The sequence below is a fragment of the Paraglaciecola arctica genome (genome assembly GCF_018861065.1).
Taxonomy (GTDB): Bacteria; Pseudomonadota; Gammaproteobacteria; order Enterobacterales; family Alteromonadaceae; genus Paraglaciecola; species Paraglaciecola arctica_B.
The window spans coordinates 25,235-47,563 of sequence record NZ_JAHKQO010000034.1 but is presented as its reverse complement, the minus strand read 5'-3'; the positions used below and the strand labels follow the sequence as shown (position 1 = coordinate 47,563).

Here is a 22,329-nt window from a genome sequence, read left to right as displayed (position 1 = left end):
ATTGATTTTGCTGAATTTCTGGTCGACAAACTGGTTGTTAACGCAGGTCCACTTTAAGTTTAATCTTCCACTTGCATTGAGATTCCAGATAGCATCGATACTTTATTTGATTCTGTCCCTTCTGACTGGCTGCTTTTAGGCTCATAGGAGCCAGTCACCCTAGTCTTTGTAAGATTCTGCAGAGGGCACAAATTAGCCCAACAACTGTCACTACCAAACGAGCTTTGGTGACGATTCCTGCCAGTGACTAACCTCAAATTATATGCAGCTAACCCACATAGCTTAGAAACTTACGGCTGAACGATTAGCTTCCTTTTCGAAGTTTACAGCATTCCAGATTTGCAGGTTTCCAGCTTTTCGCTGCCCCCTTCCCCACCAAAACACTTACCAATAAAAATTCAATTCGGAAAAAGTTCGGTGTAGGTTCGGTTATGCACTGCACGGTATTCAACACCGGAAAAAAATTATATTTTTATTGAACTTAGACGGTAAATTTTAGACTCTCTCCTTGCCTTATCATCGTCAGGTCCACTGTTCGAGTCAGGGAAGGGCCACCATTTTTAATAACCTTCATAGCTACTCCCTTACAACATTACAAATTTATCTATCTCACGGATCGGAATTCAGCATTTTTTAAGAATAAAGACTCGCCAATCTAGTTGTCCATTTTTTAATATTATTAAGTGTGCAGGATAAGTTAGTTATATTGCTTTAGATAAAAATTCATTGTTTTGTCTTTCAAAGCTAGGTGGTGCACTTCCAATTGGAACCTGAGCAACTTATATTTCCATTTTAATCATGGCTGTCTTGATAAAAAGTTGTCGCGATCAAGTCAGGTAATCGCAATGATTCTTCTCCTTAATTGGTTATGGATACGAGATCATTTTTAGCTACACTTGATTATTTCAATACAACCTAAGGTATAGAACATTACTTGCTGAATAATATTGGTGATTAAGCTTTTTAGAAAAAATAGGTTTATAACTGCCAACTCATATTTTAAGGGTGTGTGGACTCTCCTCTAGAAATAAACAATTATATATCTAAGTTGCTACATTTAGCGTGAAAGCGACAGAAACTAAATCATGCATAATCTTCTATCGCACACCTACGTGAATTAAATACTCCCTTGCTTCTTGGATCTGCTCATCGGTTAGCTGACCTCTAGGATCAGCTATCGGATTAAACGTTAGCGCACCTGGAGACACGATTGCTATTACCTCGACAACAATATCGCATGCGCGTAACCAGTTTTCAAAGTTTGAATGTGCGGGTCGCAAATTAAGTATCAGGGATTTATCCTCAAGCACAGGCGTCAACGCTCTCAATGCTAGTGGAGACGCCACATAGATGAAATTTCGAATGGCAATAAGTTTCTCTAAAGGTACATCAGTGTTAAGTCGTGCATTGACACGTTGTAAAGCATCTTGATTACCTAAACGCGCCATAGCCAGATCATAATTTTCATGTACTTCTGGTGACGTTGTTTTTTCGTAGGCTGCCTTAATATCCTCGATTAACCCTGCGTTGTTACTGCGACCTAGTAACAATGCAACACGCCCCCGTAAACTGGCGTCTTCTCCACTTGCTAAAAATTGGCGCAATAAGTCGATTCCGTTAGGGCCTGTACTCGTTTCTAGCTGAGAAATAGAGTCTAAGCGAACATCAAGGGTTCTATGGTTTAACAATTCCACCAGCAAACTGGTACGCATAGGCTCGGCAATAGTCGATGCGGTATCAACCGCCGCAGCAACCTGTAAAGGTGAGTTGGTGTTGCTTGCCTCTCTAATTACCTCGATCCCATCTGCTTCCATAATTTTTACCATCCTCGCGGCTTCTGCTGTATCTGAGAGCATTAATGACCACAGCATTTTCTGTTGGTCATTAAAATGTGTAGGCGCTTCAGAGATAACTTCGTCATCTTCGTCTTCAATCAAATCGTCTTTGGGTTCAAATTCAGACATAATCTGCTCTACTCCGAGTTAAAGGGCTCATTAATATGGCCCCTGTATAGCGCGGCGTCGTGCTTCAAACCATTCGTCATCGCGAAAGTGTTTGGGTTTATCACGCATAGTGATTAGTGCACCTCGCATCCCAGAACCATAACCTACATTACTACGGTAACCGGTACGTCCATGAGGGTTAAACCGATACATCAAGCGTCGCAATACTTGAATATCGCTACGAGATCTTCCGCCCGCCCCTGCCGCAGGCTCATCAGAGTGATCTAAGCTGAGATAATGGCCCAATTCATGGGCCAAATCATTGGCATCAGCGGCATCGGTCATCACTATGCCGCTTTGACTTACACCACCAGTGTCTGCAGTGTTATCCATCGCCCACGCCATGGTTGTACCGGCACCGGGAGTCAGATCTCTGATCCGTCTAACCCACCAAATATTGCATCGATTAGCTTGTCTATTGTTTCGGTGTACAGGATTTGAATCATCAGCTCCTGCTGAAAAAACCGTGCCATTGGGATGGTTTCTCGCTGCAGCTCCTGAATTTTCAGTAATTTCACCGGGGTTACCAAACATGTTGACTGATCCAGAGGTATCCGCAGCATCGACAAGAAAATAGATACCACAAGGACGCCAAATACGATTTACCGTTCTAAACAAGGTTGTAATCCTTGCTTGAGTTGTTGCGCAAACACCAGCAGTCATTGCTCCACCAGGAGTAGTACTCCCTCTGAGGTTAAGCAACCAAGGATGAACTCTAACTGTGCGGCGCTGAAACACACGCACACCACATTCACCTATTAATGGGCCATCTACTGTACCTACGTGAACAGTGATCTTACAAAACTTATCTCGCCAGGATCCAGTCCCCCCTTTGATTCGAAAAGTGCCATCAGCAGGAAGTTCTCCATTAGCAGGCTCAATTATACTGGCAATAGTGTCATCTTCGCTTTTAACAAATAAATCGGGGCCGCCGCTTGCTGACTCATCTAGACGTAAACGCTCAAGCTTAATCACTACCTCTCTATCTTGTGACATACCAAATACAGGTCCGTGCACTAATGCAGGAGTTTCGCCCCTAGTGCCAACTGGATCATGCAACCAACCTCGGTCGTCGAGGTCTGGATAGGTATAACTGGGCTGTCCAGTTCGAGCACGAACAAAACGCACAAGTACAATTCGACGAGATTTATATACTTCTTCGGTAAAAGCCATTTTTACTCCTTTGCCCAGTCTGCGCCAGATAACATATCTCGAGTTTGTTGGTTAACAACCGAGCCGCGTGCGTCGATGTTGAGGGCGGCGTCATATTGCAGGTCCAGCACTGCTCGTTCGGTATTTTGGCCAATTGCGCCATCAACACCATGTTCTCCTAATTCGTAACCAACCATTTGCAACCTACGCTGTACGCCAGCCAACTGGGTAATAGGCTCCAACGAGCCTCTAGCCGTCACATCATAATCAGTATTAAAAATACGCAATTGAGCAGTCACTCCAGGTGGTGCTGTGATTAATATCTTACCGTCCGCATCGGTTTGGCCATTGCTTGAATTACCGTTGCTAAAAGTAATTTGATAGGGCTGGTCAGCGATACCTATATTAGTGCCGTCTTGGGTTGAAGTGCCTGGATAAACCTGAAAGAAAATTTCTAGCTGTATTAATACAACTGCGCTACTGGTTTCAGTTCCTGAAGCTGCTCGCGGCACAGGTATGGTGGCTGCGGTAGCGGCAGCTGATGGGTCGGGACTACCCTCTTCTACACCAAGTTCTTGTTCGGGTGTGGTGTTATCTTCACTCATGAGCCGTAAGAATCCTTTAATGCTGCCCGAGTTTGAGGGCCTATAATGCCATCTACTGACAGTTTGTGATCAGCTTGAAATGCGCGAGTGGCATTGCGTGTGAGGTCACCCACAATGCCATCCACGGGACCAACTGGATAGCCAAGTGCTCTCAGTCGACCTTGTGCACCTGATACTTCTTCTAAGGGGTTTATGCAGCCTAAGTCGACAGGAATTTCCAACGCCAACTCTTCTACGATAATTTTGCCTGATGTCGCACCAATAGGGATTGGCACATTGACCAAGCCATTACCGTCTGTTTGCCCGGCTACAGGCTCCCCTTTATCAAACTCAACAACAAAGTCCTTACTGCTAACGTTTTGCATCTCACCTTTTGCATCTCGAACGCGCAAACGTACACGTAATTTACTAGCTCCAGCTAATAACTTAAACGAATGTCTGCTACCTGTAGCACAACTTTGAGGATCTAGTTCTTTATCTGGGACAAATAGTTTATCGCCAGGATGTAATATATTTGGATCTTCGCGCTTGCTGCGAAGGGCAGCATTACTGCCATGATCCCAAATTTTTGTCCAAGGCAATCCATACTTTTTGGCGACTGTTGTCAAACATTCACCTGTAGCGATAGTGTGATTGGGCATTAGCGGTAGGCACTCCTTTACAAACTTAAACTAACAACCGATTATAGCTCATTATTTCACCAACTGTGTGACAAAACAATAACCAGAAAACACTAATAATTGCCTGACAACACAGCCTGAAAAAGGCTGAATGTTTAATAAAGATTGATGTTTAGAGCGCTATGTCCTTGATCTAATACAAATTAGCTAAAACTTCTACAAAAAAATTAATAGTAAAATTAGAGGACTTCCAAGATAACGACTGGCTAATCAGTTAGATGTTATCACTAGTTATTCTGAATACCTTACCGAACCGTTGGCCTACCTCATATGCAAGATCATTCCACCTCCACACTTCTTGCGCCCCTATCGCTATTATATATGAGTAAGCACTATTGCTATTCATTATCCTAAACGCTACCGACCATGACAAAACCAAACACTGGACAATTAAACACTCACTACCCAGTAGTTTATTCTTCAATCCTAGTACATTTAATACTCAAACTAGATTGCCAACCTGATTGGAGAAGGTACAACGCAGCATTAAATTGTTATAAATTGATGGCTAGATTTAGAGATTTCTTATGCCTTATTACTGCATATTTTTACTCAACGTAAATGCGCCTCTAATATCTTCTAATGTAAAACCTACCGCTAAGTCGGTTGGATAGTGTTTTTGAATTTTTTCGAGCAACTCGGGGGCAACCGATTGACCGTGACAGCCCAAACATAAAGCTCCTGTGGGAATGGCTTGCATGTAGCGAAATGTCTTTTCGTCTATTTTACTAACGGTTAACGGTTGGTTTTTGCCTACCTCTTTATATTTTGTATCAAGCTGCACTAACATTTCAGCTTCCCATGCATCGGGCTGATTGTTTTCGTTTCTAGTCTTCAGACTGGTTCTGCTAATTTGCCAGCCATCGGTCGATAATTCTTTAGCTATTTGTGGTGCTTGCAATTGGCAAACCTCAACTGCATTTTTCAGTCCTCCTTGTTGAATCGCTCCTACCAGAGCGGCTTTTAGCTCTGTTGAGTACTGCTTTACTTTGATCAATGCAGCCTTTTCTAGTGTTAGTTGTGATTCTGTCTGTTGGGGAGTTATTTGCTGTGAAGCTTTTTGTTGTGCATAGCCGAGATTAATTGACGTGAATGTCAAAGTTAATAGTAGTAGTTTTCGCATTTTATTATCACTCTTTAAGGCAATGGGAAGTAGAAATCATTAAAATTGATACAAAGCAAAAGTCGGGCCCTAATTAATAAAGAGCTAAACAACTGATAATTATGAGGTTAATATTTCACACCGTAAAGTTAATGACAGTTTTGACAAGGGTAAGTCAATTATGACATTTGATTGGATTTCGAGGTCTTTTCTAGGCATCTAAATATACAAACTGTGATTTGATCAATCCTCAAACAGCAATATCGACCTGATGTATTGCGCCTAGGCTATTGTTGTCGGTTATAAATACACTGGTTTGGCGTATTTGTGCGATAGCATTGCCAAAATCATCAGTAAAGGTGAAAGGAGTGTTGGCAGCATTAAGTGAAATGGCTTGGATCCGTCCATCGGCTAATGACATCAGCGAGTTTTTTCCGTCCCATAGACTAAGCTCTTTATATAAATCGTCGTCTGCTTCGACCAATCCATTGTTATTGTCGTCAAGCTCGGCTAATTCATTAAAACCTTGACCTGTTTGTGCGCCGAAAAGCTCTGTTCCATTGTCAATCACACCATTTTGATTTCGATCATAGGCTAAGTACCAAACCCCCGATGCCAATTCTGGGATCAACTCTTTTTGTCCATCAGAGTCCAGATCAAATGCCTGTTTGTCTTCGGCATATAACTGCGGCTTATTGCCAATGTTTAACACCAACGGGTCGGTAAATTCGGCAGAGGTCATAGTTAACTGCTGTTCGATATTTAGTTCTCTGCTGTAGCTTATTGAAAGACTCATCGAGGTGACTGCACCTTGAGAATCCTCTAGTTGCAAAGTGGTATTGTAATCCATTCGCTCATATTCATAGAGTCTTTCACTAACAGATAACACACTGTTTTCGTTAACAAAATGCCCCTGCAACCTTGTCTCTTGGCCGCTAAATTGCTGCCGAAAAGAGAAAGTGTTGAATTCACTACTAGAAGTTTGACTAAGACGTTGGTTTTCGCTGTAAATGGTGATTTTTCTACCACTTAGATTTTCGATGGATCTTTTCTGAACCTCTTGTTCTGGCGATAAGCTAAGGCTATAAGCCCCATCTTCCGTGGTTCTCGACTGTGTTTGTTCGCTTTGCGCGGTAGAACCATCTGTTTGACTGACATTTTTGACCGCAATAATTTCACGTTCATGAGAACGCTCGAACTCATGATTAACATGAGCCTCTTGACTTGAAATTTGCATCATAACAATACCCCTCGTCAAAAGTTATCTGCCAAAGTTTTAGATACTTTAATAAAACTTTTTCAGCAGAATTTGAGACTTACCCGAGACTGATTTAGGAGACTTTCTTAAAGAGCTTGTTTGTGATTTTGTTGCGTGTCTTGGATTGCTTCTATGCTTTGTTTGATGTTTTGGTCTTATTCAACGACACCTTTTTCAAAAGGTGTCGTTGAATCCTGATCGGGGAACGATGATAACAGATTGGTAGCGAAACTATATCTGTGTGTCATCCAAAGTCATAACAATCTCACTGCCTAATTTAATTTTTTTAACCAACGAAGATGTATCAACTAAATAGTGCATCATATAAAAATTAGCGGTAACAACTTTACTCTGTAAAAAGTCTTTGTTCCCTTGGTTATTATCAAGCATTTGCTTTGCCTTTAATGCCATTAACGCCCACATGTAACCTGTAGTAGTTAATCCCATCAACATTAAATAATGATGTGAAGCGGCTCCAAGTATATGACCATTCTTAGGATATGATGACATGATCCATTTACTCGCATCTTCTAAGTCAACGAGAGAGGCATTAAGAATATCAGCCAAAAATTGTAATTCTTCATGTTCTTTACAATATTCACATTGCGATTTAACTTTTTGCATAAAGACCTTAAGTGCCGCACCTTTATCCATAAGCACTTTACGCCCAATAAGATCTAAAGCCTGCACCCCAGTTGCGCCTTCATATATCTTAGAAATGCGCGCATCGCGATAATACTGCTCAATTCCTGTCTCTGTAATATAACCGTGCCCTCCAAAACACTGTAAAGACATGCTAATGACATTTTCTGCGGTTTCGGTAAGAAAACCTTTCAATACCGGCGTAAGCAGACCAAGAAGTTGTTCTGCAACCTTGGCGTCTTCTTTATTTTTAGATTTTTCGGCTATATCCATTTGATGACCTAACCAAAACGTGAACGTCCTAGCTGCCTCAGTAAAAGATTTTGCGGACATCAGCATTCTACGTACATCAGGAATTTTAATAATTGGCTCTGCTTTATCAGCACTTAATGTGGAGCCAGGTGTTCGACCTTGTAAACGCTCTTTACTATAAAGGCTCGCATTTTGATAAGCAGCATCTGACAAAGCTACGCCTTGTCCTCCAACAGCAATACGCATAATGTTCATCATAGCGAACATTATTTTCAATCCTTCATTTTCGTTACCGATTAAATATCCTGTGGCTTCATCAAATTGCATAGAACAAGTTGCCGAGCCTTTTAATCCCATTTTTTTCTCTATACCCGTGCAATACACAGCATTCCTCTCACCTAAGGAACCATCTTCATTTGATAAAAATTTAGGAACAATAAAGATACTGATCCCTTTTGACCCTTTGGGTGAATCAGGTGTTCTAGCCAATACCAAGTGAACGATGTTATCGGTAAGATCATGTTCTCCCCCTGAAATGAAAATTTTGGAGCCTTCGATTTTGTAACTTCCATCTTGTTGCAACTTAGCTTTCGTTCGCAGCAACCCGAGATCAGTTCCTGCATGAGCCTCGGTTAAATTCATGGTGGCATTCCATTGTCCGCTGACAAGTTTTGGCATATAGGCAGCTTTCAGTGCTTCGCTCCCAGAGATTTTAAGAGCAGAAATGGCACCTTTATTCATTCCCGTATACATTGAAAATCCGGGATTAGCCGCAGTTACCATTTCATTTACTGCGGCATATAATGAATGAGGCAAGTCTTGACCGCCATATTCCTCACTTGCTGTCATACCGACCCAACCACCGTCGGCAAAATCTTGGTAAGCTTGCTTAAACCCTGTAGGAGTAGTAACTTGCTTATCCTTTAATTGACAACCTTCACTGTCTCCAGAAGCATTTAAGGGGGCGACAACCTGCTCGCTGAATTTGGCCATTTCAGATAAAATCATATCGACTAAGTCATTTGATAAACCTGAATCACTGTCAATTGAACTATCTCCTGCAATATTCAATACATCCTTATAAATAAATTGCATGTCTTCTATAGGTGCTTTGTATTCAATGGTCATAAATCCTCACTCAAGATCCAATTCCTAGAGAACTAATAACTACGCTCTAGGGTAGTAAATTAAAATTACGGCACTTCGGTCAGTGCTACTCTTCCCACTCTGAATTACCACATACACCAATTTCTTGACCTGATATATGTCGACCTTCGTTTGCTAAAAATACCGCGGTCTTACCGATTTCTGTTGGGTTAATGCGTCTACGCATTGAAATATATGACAAACGTCTAGCTTCAGCTTCTTCAATGGTTGAATTGCGTTCTTTTGCTAACTTGGCGACTAAAGCGTGTCCCCTTTCATTATCAATCGCCCCAGGGAGAATGGCATTACAACTGATGTTATATTGCCCTAGCTCTCTAGCAATGTTTCTAGTTAACCCTTCTAATCCGACTTTAGATGCCACATAAGGAGAACGGAGAGGTAATCCCGTTCGCGTTGAGGCGCTAGAAATATTGATAATGCAGCCACTGTTTTGCTGCTTCATATATTTCGCGGCCCTCTTTATGCAATAAAACGCACCATTTAAATTAACTTGAATAGTTTGTTCCCAATCACTATCACTCAATTCATCAATCGCAATTTTAGGACCGCCAATTCCAGCATTGTTGACTAGCACATCAATTCCACCGAATGACTCTATTACTTTATTGAACATTCTATCCACTTCTGCTGATTTACTAATATCAGCTACAGCGCCACTCATATTAGGGTTGTCAGCCAACGTACTTTGAATAGACTGCTTAGAAATATCACAAATATGTACGCGTGCCCCTTCATAGTAAAATGCCTCCGCGATGGCTCGTCCAATACCAGCCCCCGCAGCTGTGACTACCACCCGTTGTGGGGAATAAGTCTTGTTATTCATTTTATTTTCTCTCTGCTTAACTTTTTATCAGTCTGTTATCTATAGCTGCGTCTTAATTGCTCGGTAGCTATTTCATCCAGTTTTAATTGCTCACTAATGTGAACTGCATAGGTATCTTTAGCTTTTTGCAACGAAACAACACCTTCAATAACATCTAGTAAGACACGCTTAGGCTCGCGACTAGTGGCTTTACCGTAGCCACCACCACCACAAGTGACAGACACTAAAGTGTACTCTGAAGTTAAATTCGTCACTTCGCTGTTGCCTAGGGTCGAAATAACTCCTTGTTTGTCCACTAAGTATTGCGATGCGCCTTGGGAAGACTCACCATAGGCAGCCCCCTGCGGCGGGTTGTCAATGCCATCAGTGACAAACGCCACATCCACTTGTGCGCCCTTTATGGCAGTAAATTCAATGCGTTTACTCGGTGCGCCCCGGTAACGCCCAGCCCCTTCAGAATCTCTGACGATTTCTCGATGATTGACAATAATAGGTTGGTATAACTCAGCGAGTTCAACACTATCAATAAACCCCATACCACCATTGCCGGCATGAGAATAGTGGAACCAACCATCAGCATTAGGAGACGCCCCACCTCCTGAACTACCTAAAAAAACCTGATTGATAAAGGCGCCAAAAGTACGAGGGTCTATGCCGGAAAACACCCCTCTAGACGGAGGCAAGTTAGATCCAATTTCTGCCATACCATAACCTTCGGCAATTTCTGATATTGCAATCTGCACCGCATTGGCAATTCTGTCTGAGACGTTTGTCGTTGCAGCAGAGCAACTTGTAGGATGGTTAGGGATCCCAACTATGCAGTTTTCCCTAAGGGTCAATTGTATTCTTCTGAAACTGCCTGCATTTTTTGGAACTTGGTGATCTATACTATTAAAAATGCCAATCATCGCTGACGTTCGCACGCAGGCTTCACTAACATTTAGGCCACATGGTAAACAATCGGGATTATCGCTTAAATCCACGCTCACAGTCCCTTCAGAAGGGTCAATACTCACTTCTGCCTGAATTTTCACTTCATTTCCTAATGTGCCTTCCATCGCGTCATGAGTGCTAGTAGCGGTAAAATAACCTTCTGGAAGCTGCTTAAGTGCAGCATCCATTAATGTTTCACTGTAATTAAACCATTGCTCCTCAAAGGCGTGTAATGTATCCCAACCGAACTCTTCGGCGAGTTTTAAAATTTCTTGTTCACCAATTCGCGCCGCGCCTATCATTGCCATAAAATCACCATGCCATTGGTCTGGTACACGGATACGCATTTTGCACATGCGCACTATGTCCTCTATGGGGTGATAGTTTTCCAACACTTTGGTCGCAGGAAAAATTAACGCTCCTTCTTGATACACATCTTTCGCGTCGCCAAAGTAAGTCGTAGGAATGGAATTGCCAATATCTGCTTGATGTGCTTTCGCAACCACAGTGAAATGATGCAGCCCCTTATCATCTATTACCGGCATTAAGATGCTGTGATCAGCCGCATGTGAACACCCGTGGTACGGCGAGTTATGCAAAAACGCATCACCCTTTTTCAATGTTGGATGATATGCAATCATCGTTTTTGCCATCAAATCTGGACCACTCAAAACATGTATGGGTAAGCTTTCTACCGCGTTTAGTAATTCGTTATTGTGGGTGACAACGCAGCATGAGAAGTCTCTAGCTCGATTAAGCACCCCTGAACGACCTGTTCGTAACAAGGTATTGCTCATTTTCTTTGAAACACCTTCAAAACGCGTGTTTAGAATAGAAAGTTGCGAGCCATCGAGGGTGACTTTTGGTGCCAAGGATTTAGTATTAGAACTCATATTTGTTCCCTCAAGGTTTTATAATTAAATTGCCAGTTAAACTGCGAGTAAAGGTCGCTACTGGATCAACCACAATTGAAGTAAAGGGCGACTCCACTATGGCGGGTCCCTTAAAAATCTTATCAATAGGCATCGCGGAAAAACGGTATATGGGCGTTTCCACAGAGCCATAGCCATCAAAATACGTTTTACGCTTGGTCATTAACAAATTGTCGCTTTGTTCTTCAACCAACCTACCTGCATGTTCACTTCGCAATCGGCAACGTACTTTTGCACTCCAATTAACGATCTCTATGGCTGAGTTGGGGTCTGAAAAAGAAAACAAGCGTTCGTGAGAACGATGAAATTCTTCTACTATTTGATTTAGCTCATCGACACCGATGATGAGAATATTGGAAAGTGGAATATCAATTTCCCACACTTGGTTTTCATAACGGGCTTCAACCGAGAATTCGATGCTTTGTTCAAAGGAATCTTGCCCAGAGGCATCAATAAAAGCCTGACATTGTGAATATAATTCGGATAATAAAATATTCGCGCTCTCAAAATCGAAGTCATTACTACGTACGAATAATGCTCTGTGGTAATCTGCGCTTAAGTCAGCAATGGTGGCTCCAGCGGCACTCATTGTAGCGCCAACTTCAGGTACGATAAGTTCAGGACAGTCAAGTCTTCGAGCAATGAATATTGAATTTAAGCCAGCAGCTCCCCCGCCCCCAATTAACACTGATTGAGTGGGATCGACACCTTGATTTACAGTGATATCAATAATGGCCTGAGCCATATTTTCGGTGGCTAACTTAATAATGGCTGCAGATGCCTGCAATAAAGAAATACCTAATTTATTTGCTACATTTTGCTGAATGACTCGTTTAGAAGCCTCTCCGTCTAGCTGCATTTTTCCACCTAAGAAAAAATCAGGGTCAATATAGCCTAAAGCCACTGCAGCATCGGTTACTGTTGCTTTGTCTCCACCTAAATTATAACAGGCTGGGCCTGGCTTAGCCCCTTGGCTTTGTGGCCCAACATGCAGGATGCCACCAGCGTCGACCCAAGCAATACTTCCGCCACCCGCGCCAACACTGGTAATATCAACTGACGGGAATCCAGTAATATGGCCTAGATAAGGCTTACCTATCCACATCTCTCGAGTCAGCGGTATCACCCCATTTCTTACCAAACTTACATCGTATGTAGTTCCCCCAGTATCGGCGACGATAATATCTCGATTTTTTCCTTCAATGTCATCGACACTACCGTAATACCCACCAGCAACTGGCGCCATGGCTGGGCCAGAGTTAAGCACTTGGATAGGTGTTTGAGCCAGTAATTCCGCATCTAACATTCCACCTTGGGAGGTTAATACTAAAATACGTCCTTTATAGTTTGCATTACGTAACCTTTCTGTTAACCCACCCAGGTAAGACGACATAAGAGGTTTCAATGAGGCGTCAATACTGGTTGCTGAAGCTCGCCTATATTCTCGCATAACAGGGTTCAGTTGGTGAGATAGCGAATAAGGAATACCTGGTAAGTGTTGTTCCAATAATTTGGCAATTTCCAGTTCATGAGTGGGATTAACAACAGACCACAATAAACAAACAGAAACCGCTTCGACCTTGTTGCTTTTGATCGCTTCAATTGCCTCTAGAACATCTGATTCCTTTAACGATTCTTGAATGTTTCCATCAGCATGAATTCGCTCAGAAACCGCATAACTTAATGAGCGAGGTATATAAGGAGCAGGATATTGCTGAGCATGGTTAAATGGCTCAAGGCGGCCACCTTCTCGCATCAATAAGATATCCTTATGGCCTTTAGTGGTAATGAATGCGGTTTTAGCTGTTTGACCTTCAATAATGGCGTTTAACGCATGAGTAGTACCGTGAATAAAGGTATCTCCTTTAGACATTAGCGCATCTAACGAAAGTCCCATATCATCAGCTGCTACTTGCAACGCGTTTAGAACACCTGCAACTGGATCATTTGGTGTGGTGGGGGATTTGTACATGTGCAGATTCCCTTGGTCATCTTCAATAACCAAATCTGTGAATGTGCCACCGGTATCTGTTGCAAATCTCATATTTACGTTCTCATTTTGTTAAAAAAATCGTGATTATTTTTGAATAAACCCGCAAGCCAACTTTATTGCTTTTTCAAGCCAAATTTAGCGCGCACCTCTGTCGGTGTAGCCACTTCTTTACCTACGGCCTCAACTAAACCAACAGCGCGATTAACAAGCTGTCCATTGGTGGCAAAAACCCCACGCTTTAAATAGAGATTATCCTCAAGGCCAACACGAATATTGCCGTCAAGTAACAAGGCTTGTGCAACCATTGGCATTTGTAAACGCGCCAATCCAAACCCCGCCCAACAGGCTTCCTTAGGCACAAGATTGCGCATGTACATCATGGTTTCTGGAGTAGCCGGAGCCCCCCACTTCACCCCTAGAACAAATTGATACATGGGAATACCCTCAATAATTCCATCCGCAACCATCTGATTTGCGAAAAGAATATCCCCAGCTTGGAATACCTCCATTTCTGGTTTTACTTGCAGTTCCTTGAAACGCATCGCCATATTTTTCAATGTACGAGTGGTATTTAGATAAACGAATTCTTGCTCGCCATCAGTTTGATTTGCCGTAGTGACATCTAGAGAACATATTTCGGGTAAGTTTTCTGCAATATGCAAAATACGCTCTTCAACCATTTTGACGTTTGTACCTGGACCGGCTTTACTCTCGTCTAGAGGATCAGGGTAGAATCTTGCGTTGCCACCACAGGTTAAATTGATAACCACGTCAGTGGCATCATCTCTAATACGCTGAACTACTTCACGGTAAAGAGCAGGATCTTGACAGCCTTCTCCGGTAATTGGATCTCTAACATGCAGATGCACTACTGAGGCTCCAGCTTTAGCTGCTTCAATAGCTGATCCCGCGATTTCTTTAGGAGTGACCGGAAAATTAGGATGCTTTTTGTTGTAGCTGCTGCCACCAGTTACGGCACAGGTTAAAATTACTTTTTCTGAAAAATTCATTATAAATCCTTAAGTTACATGCCCGCAGCGCGGCCTTCATCTAATAAAACAGTCGTGCCATGCATCGCTCGGCTATCTTCACTCGCTAAAAACAAAACGGCATTAGCCATATCTTCTGGGGTTGAAAACTTGCGTCGACTCGGTGTTGAGGCATCGATCATGGCGCGGCGTTCAGCAAATTCTGGGTTATGTCGAATATGCTCATTGATAGGTGTGGCTGTATTACCAGGCGCGATGGCATTAACATTGATGTTAAATGGTGCGAGTTGTAATGCGAAGGTTTTGGTGAGCGCAGAAACACCAGCCTTCACGGCACAATATAGGCCGTAGTCTTTGGAGCCCACAACCGCGGCAACTGATGAAAAGTTAATAATTTTTCCAGATTCCTTGGCTTTTAAAATAGGCGCAATCGCATCAATAGCAAAAAACACACTTTTGAAGTTGGTATTTACCATTTGGTCGAATTGACTCTCACTGGTTTCATGGATTTTAGTCGGGAAGTAAACCCCAGCGGCATTGACAAGAATGTCAACGGTTCCGTATACCCCTAAGACTTCTTGCACTGTCTTACTGAGAGAAATAGGACTAGCGACATCGCATACAAACGCATGAGCAGTTCCGCCAGCAGCGGTTATTTCAGCCACAACACGTTGCGATTTTTCTATATCAGAGCTAGCAATGACTGCCACTTTTGCACCTTGTTGCGCAAACTTTAATGCCACAGCTTTACCAATTCCTGATGAACTTCCAGTGACGAAAGCCACTTTGTTTTCTAATTTTTTTTCATGAGACATGATGTTTAAAACCTTTTAATAAAAATGAAAATAATCTCAATTATTCAATAACTTGCAGATGCGAATGTTTTGAAAACTAAAATATTAGTGGCAATAAAAAGTAACAAGCCAGAGGAATAAGCAATAAACACAAGGTATTGATGAGTACCCCTCCTTTTGCCATTTCAGCTATGGTTACTTTGCCGCTACCATAAACAACCGCATTAGGAGGCGTGGCTACCGGCAACATAAAGGCACAGTTTGCGGCTAATACAGCGGGTACAGCTAATTGCAGTGGTGGGTAATTTGTAGCGACAGACAAGCCACCTAAAATAGGCATAAAAGTCGCAACAGTAGCGGAATTATTGGTCAGCTCTGTCAGCAGTAAAACAATCAGAGTAATTGCAAACACTAGGGCTAAAAGGTGCCAATCCCCCATACCAAACATGTGATTACCAATTGAACTGGCTAAGCCACTTGATGTGATAACGGAAGCCAGAGCCATGCCACCGCCATATAATAAAACCACATCCCAAGGTAATTGCTTGGCATAATCCCAGTCCATTAGGGGTTTACCTTTAGAAGCGGGTATGACAAACAGTAAAATGGCACCGGTAATGGCTATTCCTGTATCCGAGATCCCCTCAAGACCAGTCACCGCGATAAGCCACTTTTTGGATATCCAAAGTATAACTACTGCGACAAAAACCAAAGACATCCTTTTCTCAGCTAAACTGATATCTCCTAAACCTTCATATTGCTCACTGATGGTTTTCTTAAGTAAATTATTATCTATATCAATTTTATGGATAGGGAAAACGATAAAACTTAGTACAAACCATGCCGTTGGTAACAAGATTAAAACCAGAGGAATACCAAAAAGCATCCAATCAACAAAATCAATGGTTATACCGTAATGGTCTTTCATAAAACCGGCCATTAAAATGTTCGGGGGGGTGCCAACAAGGGTGCCAAAACCACCAATGCTGGCGGAATAAGCTACTGACAAAAGCAATACAACGGTAAAGTCATTCTTTCGTTTATTTTTTTCGTTGGAAATAATTAACGCCACTGACGTCGCTATGGGTAGCATCATCAGAGTCGTAGCGGTGTTGCTAATCCACATACTCAAGAATGCAGTTACCAACATAAAAACCAATACTATTCTAGTGGGAGTGCTCCCCAAGCTTTGTAAAATAAACAAAGCGATCCGTCGATGTAATCCCCACCTTTGTAGTCCTAACGCAAGAATAAACCCACCTATCAGCAGGTAAATTGCTGGGCTTGTATATGACTTAGTGACTTGCTGAATATTTTCTATTTCTAAAAGTGGGAAAAGTACTAAAGGCAATAATGAAGTAATAGGAATAGGAACCGCTTCAGTTGCCCACCAAACGGCTACCCACATGGTCACTCCAGCAGCAAGTGCAGCATTGGTTGTTGCCCCACCCCAATGAAACATTAAGACGCATAGAAACAATGAAGGCCCTAAAATAAGACCTATTTTCTTATGAGTTGGAACTGATTTTATCTCTAGCATATTGATTAAATATTCTTTTTAAAACCTGCCTTCGATGAAGACTAAAACAGATAAACTGCAACCTTGAACTAGGATAAAGGGACGCGAAATAAAAGAACCTACCAAAGGAGGGGGATTGATAAATAAGTTAGAAATAATGCCGAGTACCAAGGGGAACCCCCTTAAATGAGCGGCTAGATAATACTTGATTACGAATAACAACTGGATCTTAAAAAGAAAAAGCGGCATTAAATCAAGCCGCTTTTAGATACATAAATTGAGAGGGTAATAATTAACTGTTATTTATTTTGGTTAAGTTTATCCAATAACCAATCCATCATATCAGGTTTAGCAATTGCCATATAATTAGGTGCGCAATGAGAGGCGCGTCCCAAAATCCATGTTTCACTATTAGTAGCCGCATCTTCAACTAATTTTATGTCGTCCATAGACACAACTGGGTCTCGACTGCCATTCACAATTAATAACGGCACAGAAATTGTTTCTTTACCTGTACCTACGATCCCTTGATTAACAAGTGAAAATGAATTGGCAACCTCGCTGAATTTCTTGCCTTTTTCGGTATTTGCATTGCCGGGTATTGCGATATATTCAGGATCAAATCCCATACGTCTTATGGCTGAATAAACCATAGTGCCAGGCGACGTTCTTAATACTGATGGCAACGCTTGAGTAGGAATATCAAAAGCAGAATGTACTAATCCGCAGTGATTTATCACCGCTGATAACCTGTCATCTTCAGCTGCCATCTTAAGTGCATAGTACCCACCAAAACTTCCACCTATTAAACCAACACGAGAAAAATCGTACTCATCGGTTTTTTCGAAATAATCGAGTATGTGTTTATGTAGCTTATGAGAATCAGGCCTAGCATTCCATGCCATACTCTCCCCAGTTCCAGCGAGGTCAAATGCGACTACAGCTACACCTTTCGAACCTAAAATCTGCGTGGTCATGTAACTTTCTTCCTTCGAACCGTCGGTGCCGCCTGTGTACAAGACAAAAGGTGGTTTCTTAACACCTTTAGGCTTGTATAAATGCACAACAATCTCCTTACCTTCAAAGGGGATCCTTAGCTCTTCAAATGGAAACTCTAAATGCTCGTTTATTTTTGCAGCCATTCTTCTAAAACCATCATAAGATCTACGTTCAGCAGGAGTGAAATTACCTGGTAAGTACCCAATTCGAAATACAGCTAAGGCTTTATGATAATTCTCTAACGCTGCGTCTTTATCGCCTTTTTTAAGTTCAGCTGCAGCTTTTGCTTCGTACTGTTCCCCTAACAAACGCCACTCATAAGACCAAACACCAGGGCCATCCCCCACAATGCCTTTTACTTTAGCCACAGTATTTTCAGCGATTTCTCGATCACCCAATTTAGCAACCAAGCCGTCTAAACGACTTTTAGATAAAACAGAACCAGGTGGTGGTGCACCTTCGATTGCCGATACTTGAGGTAATACCAATAGACTAAACATAGCACCAAACACATATGCGCAATAACGCAGACTACTTTTTTTCATAGGAAACTTCCTTAATCGTTTTCATGGTCATGAGTAAGGTTTAAACAATACATATACACCCGCTTTTTTCGCCCCCCCTTTTGGGAGGTTCGCAAAAAATATTTTTCCCCCACCAAATGAGAGGGGCCTTTCTCACACTAACCCATTACATTGCAATTTTTATGATTAGAAATGCATAAATCAATTTAAACAATTGAAATTATTTGATTTTTATGGAGCTAAATTCATGTCGACAAGTAACTACCCACATTTATTATCTGAGTTAGATTTGGGATTCACAACCCTTCGCAACCGAGTCATTATGGGCTCTATGCATACAGGCCTTGAAGAAGCCAAAGACGGATACGCTAGAATGGCTGCTTTTTTTGCAGAACGTGCAAGGGGTGGAGTAGCCTTAATCATAACCGGAGGTTTTGGTCCCAACATCCGAGGTGGTACGTCAGAACATACCACAGGGTTTAGTACAAACGAAGATATTGAATCCCACAAACAAATCACTAAAGCTGTACACGACGAAGGTGGCAAAATATGTATGCAAATTCTGCATACAGGTCGCTATGCATTTAATAATAATCCTATTGCCCCTTCTGCTATTCAGGCGCCTATTAATCCAGTAAGACCTTCTGCGGCAACGGAACAAGAGATTGAACAACAGATACAAGACTTTGTAAGCATGTCAGTGCGAGCACAAAAAGCGAATTATGACGGCGTTGAAATAATGGGCTCTGAAGGCTATTTCATCAACCAATTTCTAGCCAAACGCACTAATCAACGGGATGATGACTGGGGCGGGAGTTACGCTAACAGAATGCGATTGCCAGTGGAAATTGTGAGGCGCGTCAGAGAAGCAGTAGGCGAAAACTTTATCATTGTGTATCGTTTATCCATGCTTGATTTGGTTGAAGGAGGTAGCAGCCATGATGAAATCATTACTTTAGGTAAAGCCATTGAGAAAGCCGGAGCTAGCATAATCAATACCGGCATTGGTTGGCATGAGGCCAGAATTCCAACAATTGTCACTAAAGTGCCTCGGGCGGCGTTTACCTGGGTCACAGCAAAATTTAAAAAAGAACTGTCCATTCCTCTGGTCACCTCAAATCGTATTAATACGCCAGAAGTCGCAGAGACAGTCTTACAAAGAGGCGATGCCGACATGATATCCATGGCTCGTCCTTTCCTTGCAGATGCTGATTTTGTCAATAAGGCCGCGGCAAATAAGTCTGATGAAATTAATACCTGTATCGGTTGTAACCAGGCATGTTTGGACCACGTATTCAGTCGAAAAATGACCAGTTGTTTAGTCAATCCAAGAGCCTGCCATGAGACTGAGCTCAATATAGAACCAACAATCCATGTAAAGAAATTGGCAGTAGTAGGAGCTGGACCAGCTGGATTAGCATTTTCTTTAACCGCTGCGGCCTGTGGTCACGAAGTGACTTTATACGATGCGGACAATGCAATAGGTGGTCAATTCAATATTGCGAAACAGATACCTGGTAAAGAAGAATTTAGCGAAACAATTCGCTACTTCAAAAAGCAACTTGAATTAAGCACTGTCAAATTGAAGCTTAACCACCGAGTAACGGCAAGTGAATTAAATAGTAGCAATTTTGACGAAGTAATTGTAGCTACTGGGATTAAGCCAAGAGAATTGAACATTGAAGGTGCCAATCATCCTAAAGTACTCAGCTACCTTGATGCCATTAGAGATAAAAAAACTGTTGGTAAAAGAGTAGCCGTTATTGGAGCGGGCGGAATAGGCTTTGACGTATCTGAATATTTAGTACATGACGGCGAAGCCACCAGCTTAAGTATCCCGGCGTTCATGGAGGAATGGGGAGTCGACATGACATTTACAGCGCGCAGTGGCATTGAAGGTATTACGCCCAAAATAACGCCTCCTAAACGCGAAGTATATTTATTACAGCGCAAGGAAACTAAGGTAGGGGCTGGGTTAGGTAAAACATCAGGTTGGGTTCATCGCACTGGATTAAAAAATAAAAAAGTGACAATGATATCTGGTTGCCAATACAAAAAAGTTGATGATGCTGGCTTGCATATTGTAGTGAATGGACAAGCGCAATTATTGCCAGTAGATAACGTTATTGTTTGTGCAGGCCAGCTATCTCAAAACGAATTAACGAATGATTTAATTATCCCATTCCGTTTAATTGGTGGTGCAGATTTAGCTTCGGAACTTGATGCAAAACGAGCGATTGATCAAGGTACTCGATTAGCCGTTAGCCTATAACAATTTCATTGTGACAGGACAAGGCACATGACGTTATTCAACCACACAAAATTTAAGCTGCACGTTAACCTTTGTGTTTCATTGTGTATGTGTGTCTTAGTGTTTAATTGTGCCTCAGCTTTAGCACATAAAGGGGTGAAACATGACCATGGAGAGATAACTTTTACCCCAAATGACTATCAAAGATTAATCTCACCTTCAGCTGAACAAGGAAGTCTTGATGTTATGATAAAGGACGAACACAATCATCCCACACCAGCATTCATCAGTATTAAATACGCTGATTCTTGGCAATATATTGTTTTAGAACAACAGTTTTTACCTAACCCTAGATTATCATTACAAAGATCTAACCGACCACAATGGAAAACCAAATTTCCCATTCATACTCTAGGACACGCTAAACTGGTATTGCCTGTTGGTAAGTATCAAATATTAGTCGGTAAAGGCATTGAATATACCCCACAGACCCTAACCTTTGAAATTAATAAAGATAAATTAACCTCTCTTGATATCTCACTAAAACGCTTTGTAAACATGCCACAACAGGGTTGGTGGTCAGGAGATACCCATGTACATGCTGCTCGCAATAGTGCAAAAGACGATCGTGAATTATTATGGGCCGCGCAAGCAGAGGACATCCATGTTTCCAGTGTATTAGTGATGGGTGACGCCAAGCAAATGCACTTCCCCCAATATGCTTTAGGGGACACAGGAATAGTGCAAGAAAACAATTATTGGTTAGTCCCAGGACAAGAAGAACCAAGAACCTCAGAGCTTGGCCATACAATTTTATTAAACACTCAAAAATTATACCGAAATACTGGAGACTATTACCGCTACGACACTATCTTTAAACAAGCTCGAAAAGATGGAGCGTTAACTGGCATAGCACATTTTTTTGGTGATAAATTTTACGCCAAAAATGCAGGCGCTCTGTTACTCGCCGAAGGTTTAGTGGATTTTGTTGAACTATTAGACAATGACGGAATATTCAACCCACAGCATTATTACGATGCCCTTAATATAGGTGCCCGTTTAAGTTTAACTGCGGGGTCGGACTTTCCTTGGGGCGGTCATATTGGCGATAATAGAACCTATGCGTTTATCGGTGAAAACAATAAGCTAACTCCGAGTAAGTGGTACCAAGCCGTTAAAGCAGGAAAAACCTTTATTACTCAAGGTCCAATACTTAGCTTTACCATTAATGGTGAAACAATAGGCAGCGACTTGCATCTCAAAGTGGCAGATGCACAAAAAATATCGGTGCGTGCTCAAGGTAATAAGAACATTGGTATACCTAAAGCACTCTCGTTGATTTCGATGGGAGACGTCATACATAAACTTGATGCAGAAAATACAAAAGGTGACTCGCTTGAATTTAACCTAGAGTTAAAGGCTGATCATAGTCGCTGGTTTATTGCAGAAGCTCGCGCGCACAACGGCGCCATCGCTCACAGTTCGCCCATTTATATTACCGTTAACAATGCTGATATTTTGGCCGCACCGGACGAATTATTGACCCTTTATCAACAAAACCTTTCGCGCATAGAACAACTCACTTCTGCTGAGTTTGTGCCACAACAACAACGCCCTAGTTTTGTAAAATGGTTAAATAAAATGATGGCAATTTATCAACAAAAAATACAAGCACTAGAAAATCAATAATCATCTCATTCGACGAGTTCTT

Annotated in this window: 16 protein-coding genes; 2 read left to right on the top strand and 14 right to left on the bottom strand. The window is 41.9% G+C overall.

Translation table 11 applies throughout. The annotated features are described in order from the left end of the window. Positions 1–1,097: 1,097 nt before the first annotated feature. The 14 genes from KO534_RS13015 to KO534_RS12950 all read right to left on the bottom strand — a co-directional run bounded on the left by KO534_RS13015 (position 1,098) and on the right by KO534_RS12950 (position 18,388). Positions 1,098–1,964 (bottom strand): HEAT repeat domain-containing protein, encoded by an 867-nt coding sequence (locus tag KO534_RS13015; protein ID WP_215930101.1) that lies wholly within the window; start codon positions 1,962–1,964, stop codon positions 1,098–1,100. Between the two features lie 30 nt (positions 1,965–1,994). Then, positions 1,995–3,176 (bottom strand): hypothetical protein, encoded by a 1,182-nt coding sequence (locus KO534_RS13010; protein ID WP_215930100.1) that lies wholly within the window; start codon positions 3,174–3,176, stop codon positions 1,995–1,997. 2 nt (positions 3,177–3,178) lie between these two features. Continuing rightward, positions 3,179–3,760, bottom strand: a complete 582-nt coding sequence (locus KO534_RS13005) for a peptidoglycan-binding domain-containing protein (protein WP_215930099.1) — start codon at positions 3,758–3,760, stop codon at positions 3,179–3,181. Further along, positions 3,757–4,401: a peptidoglycan-binding protein gene (locus tag KO534_RS13000; RefSeq protein ID WP_215930098.1), complete on the bottom strand. Its 645-nt coding sequence runs from the start codon at positions 4,399–4,401 to the stop codon at positions 3,757–3,759. The genes KO534_RS13005 and KO534_RS13000 overlap by 4 nt, the downstream gene beginning before the upstream one ends. Positions 4,402–4,975: 574 nt before the next feature. Then, positions 4,976–5,563: a Tll0287-like domain-containing protein gene (locus KO534_RS12995; protein ID WP_215930097.1), complete on the bottom strand. Its 588-nt coding sequence runs from the start codon at positions 5,561–5,563 to the stop codon at positions 4,976–4,978. 229 nt (positions 5,564–5,792) lie between these two features. Beyond that, on the bottom strand, positions 5,793–6,782 hold the full coding sequence (locus tag KO534_RS12990; RefSeq protein ID WP_215930096.1) for a hypothetical protein: 990 nt from the start codon (positions 6,780–6,782) through the stop codon (positions 5,793–5,795). Between the two features lie 249 nt (positions 6,783–7,031). Next, positions 7,032–8,822 (bottom strand): acyl-CoA dehydrogenase C-terminal domain-containing protein, encoded by a 1,791-nt coding sequence (locus tag KO534_RS12985; protein WP_215930095.1) that lies wholly within the window; start codon positions 8,820–8,822, stop codon positions 7,032–7,034. Positions 8,823–8,907: 85 nt separating this feature from the next. Next, positions 8,908–9,684 (bottom strand): SDR family oxidoreductase, encoded by a 777-nt coding sequence (locus KO534_RS12980; RefSeq protein WP_215930094.1) that lies wholly within the window; start codon positions 9,682–9,684, stop codon positions 8,908–8,910. Positions 9,685–9,719: 35 nt separating this feature from the next. Next, a complete protein-coding gene (locus KO534_RS12975) occupies positions 9,720–11,510 on the bottom strand; it encodes a hydantoinase B/oxoprolinase family protein (protein ID WP_215930093.1) in 1,791 nt (596 codons plus the stop codon). Positions 11,511–11,520: 10 nt separating this feature from the next. Then, the gene (locus KO534_RS12970; protein ID WP_215930092.1) at positions 11,521–13,593 is read right to left on the bottom strand and encodes a hydantoinase/oxoprolinase family protein; all 2,073 of its coding nucleotides are present in this window, start codon (positions 13,591–13,593) and stop codon (positions 11,521–11,523) included. A gap of 62 nt (positions 13,594–13,655) precedes the next feature. Further along, positions 13,656–14,552, bottom strand: coding sequence for a 3-keto-5-aminohexanoate cleavage protein (locus KO534_RS12965; RefSeq protein ID WP_215930091.1), 897 nt, complete (start codon positions 14,550–14,552; stop codon positions 13,656–13,658). 14 nt (positions 14,553–14,566) lie between these two features. Then, positions 14,567–15,346, bottom strand: a complete 780-nt coding sequence (locus KO534_RS12960) for an SDR family NAD(P)-dependent oxidoreductase (RefSeq protein WP_215930090.1) — start codon at positions 15,344–15,346, stop codon at positions 14,567–14,569. Positions 15,347–15,422: 76 nt separating this feature from the next. Further along, complete coding sequence (locus KO534_RS12955) at positions 15,423–16,787, bottom strand: SLC13 family permease (RefSeq protein WP_215930089.1); 1,365 nt, start codon at positions 16,785–16,787, stop codon at positions 15,423–15,425. A 356-nt stretch (positions 16,788–17,143) separates the two neighbouring features. Then, positions 17,144–18,388, bottom strand: a complete 1,245-nt coding sequence (locus KO534_RS12950; protein WP_215930088.1) for an alpha/beta hydrolase family protein — start codon at positions 18,386–18,388, stop codon at positions 17,144–17,146. 226 nt (positions 18,389–18,614) lie between these two features. Between KO534_RS12950 and KO534_RS12945 the strand changes: the two genes are divergently transcribed. Next, positions 18,615–20,639, top strand: coding sequence for an NADPH-dependent 2,4-dienoyl-CoA reductase (locus KO534_RS12945; RefSeq protein WP_215930087.1), 2,025 nt, complete (start codon positions 18,615–18,617; stop codon positions 20,637–20,639). 27 nt (positions 20,640–20,666) lie between these two features. Next, positions 20,667–22,307: a CehA/McbA family metallohydrolase gene (locus tag KO534_RS12940; RefSeq protein ID WP_215930086.1), complete on the top strand. Its 1,641-nt coding sequence runs from the start codon at positions 20,667–20,669 to the stop codon at positions 22,305–22,307. The last annotated feature ends 22 nt before the right edge of the window (positions 22,308–22,329 follow it).

Coding starts and splice junctions, on each gene's coding strand:
- KO534_RS12970 (WP_215930092.1), bottom strand. CDS start 13,593: ATGAGATTTGCAACAGATACCGGTGGCACATTCACAGATTTGGTTATT.
- KO534_RS12965 (WP_215930091.1), bottom strand. CDS start 14,552: ATGAATTTTTCAGAAAAAGTAATTTTAACCTGTGCCGTAACTGGTGGC.
- KO534_RS12975 (WP_215930093.1), bottom strand. CDS start 11,510: ATGAGTTCTAATACTAAATCCTTGGCACCAAAAGTCACCCTCGATGGC.
- KO534_RS12995 (WP_215930097.1), bottom strand. CDS start 5,563: ATGCGAAAACTACTACTATTAACTTTGACATTCACGTCAATTAATCTC.
- KO534_RS12990 (WP_215930096.1), bottom strand. CDS start 6,782: ATGATGCAAATTTCAAGTCAAGAGGCTCATGTTAATCATGAGTTCGAG.
- KO534_RS12960 (WP_215930090.1), bottom strand. CDS start 15,346: ATGTCTCATGAAAAAAAATTAGAAAACAAAGTGGCTTTCGTCACTGGA.
- KO534_RS12940 (WP_215930086.1), top strand. CDS start 20,667: ATGACGTTATTCAACCACACAAAATTTAAGCTGCACGTTAACCTTTGT.
- KO534_RS13015 (WP_215930101.1), bottom strand. CDS start 1,964: ATGTCTGAATTTGAACCCAAAGACGATTTGATTGAAGACGAAGATGAC.
- KO534_RS13000 (WP_215930098.1), bottom strand. CDS start 4,401: ATGCCCAATCACACTATCGCTACAGGTGAATGTTTGACAACAGTCGCC.
- KO534_RS12955 (WP_215930089.1), bottom strand. CDS start 16,787: ATGTTTCATTGGGGTGGGGCAACAACCAATGCTGCACTTGCTGCTGGA.
- KO534_RS13010 (WP_215930100.1), bottom strand. CDS start 3,176: ATGGCTTTTACCGAAGAAGTATATAAATCTCGTCGAATTGTACTTGTG.
- KO534_RS13005 (WP_215930099.1), bottom strand. CDS start 3,760: ATGAGTGAAGATAACACCACACCCGAACAAGAACTTGGTGTAGAAGAG.
- KO534_RS12980 (WP_215930094.1), bottom strand. CDS start 9,684: ATGAATAACAAGACTTATTCCCCACAACGGGTGGTAGTCACAGCTGCG.
- KO534_RS12945 (WP_215930087.1), top strand. CDS start 18,615: ATGTCGACAAGTAACTACCCACATTTATTATCTGAGTTAGATTTGGGA.
- KO534_RS12950 (WP_215930088.1), bottom strand. CDS start 18,388: ATGAAAAAAAGTAGTCTGCGTTATTGCGCATATGTGTTTGGTGCTATG.
- KO534_RS12985 (WP_215930095.1), bottom strand. CDS start 8,822: ATGACCATTGAATACAAAGCACCTATAGAAGACATGCAATTTATTTAT.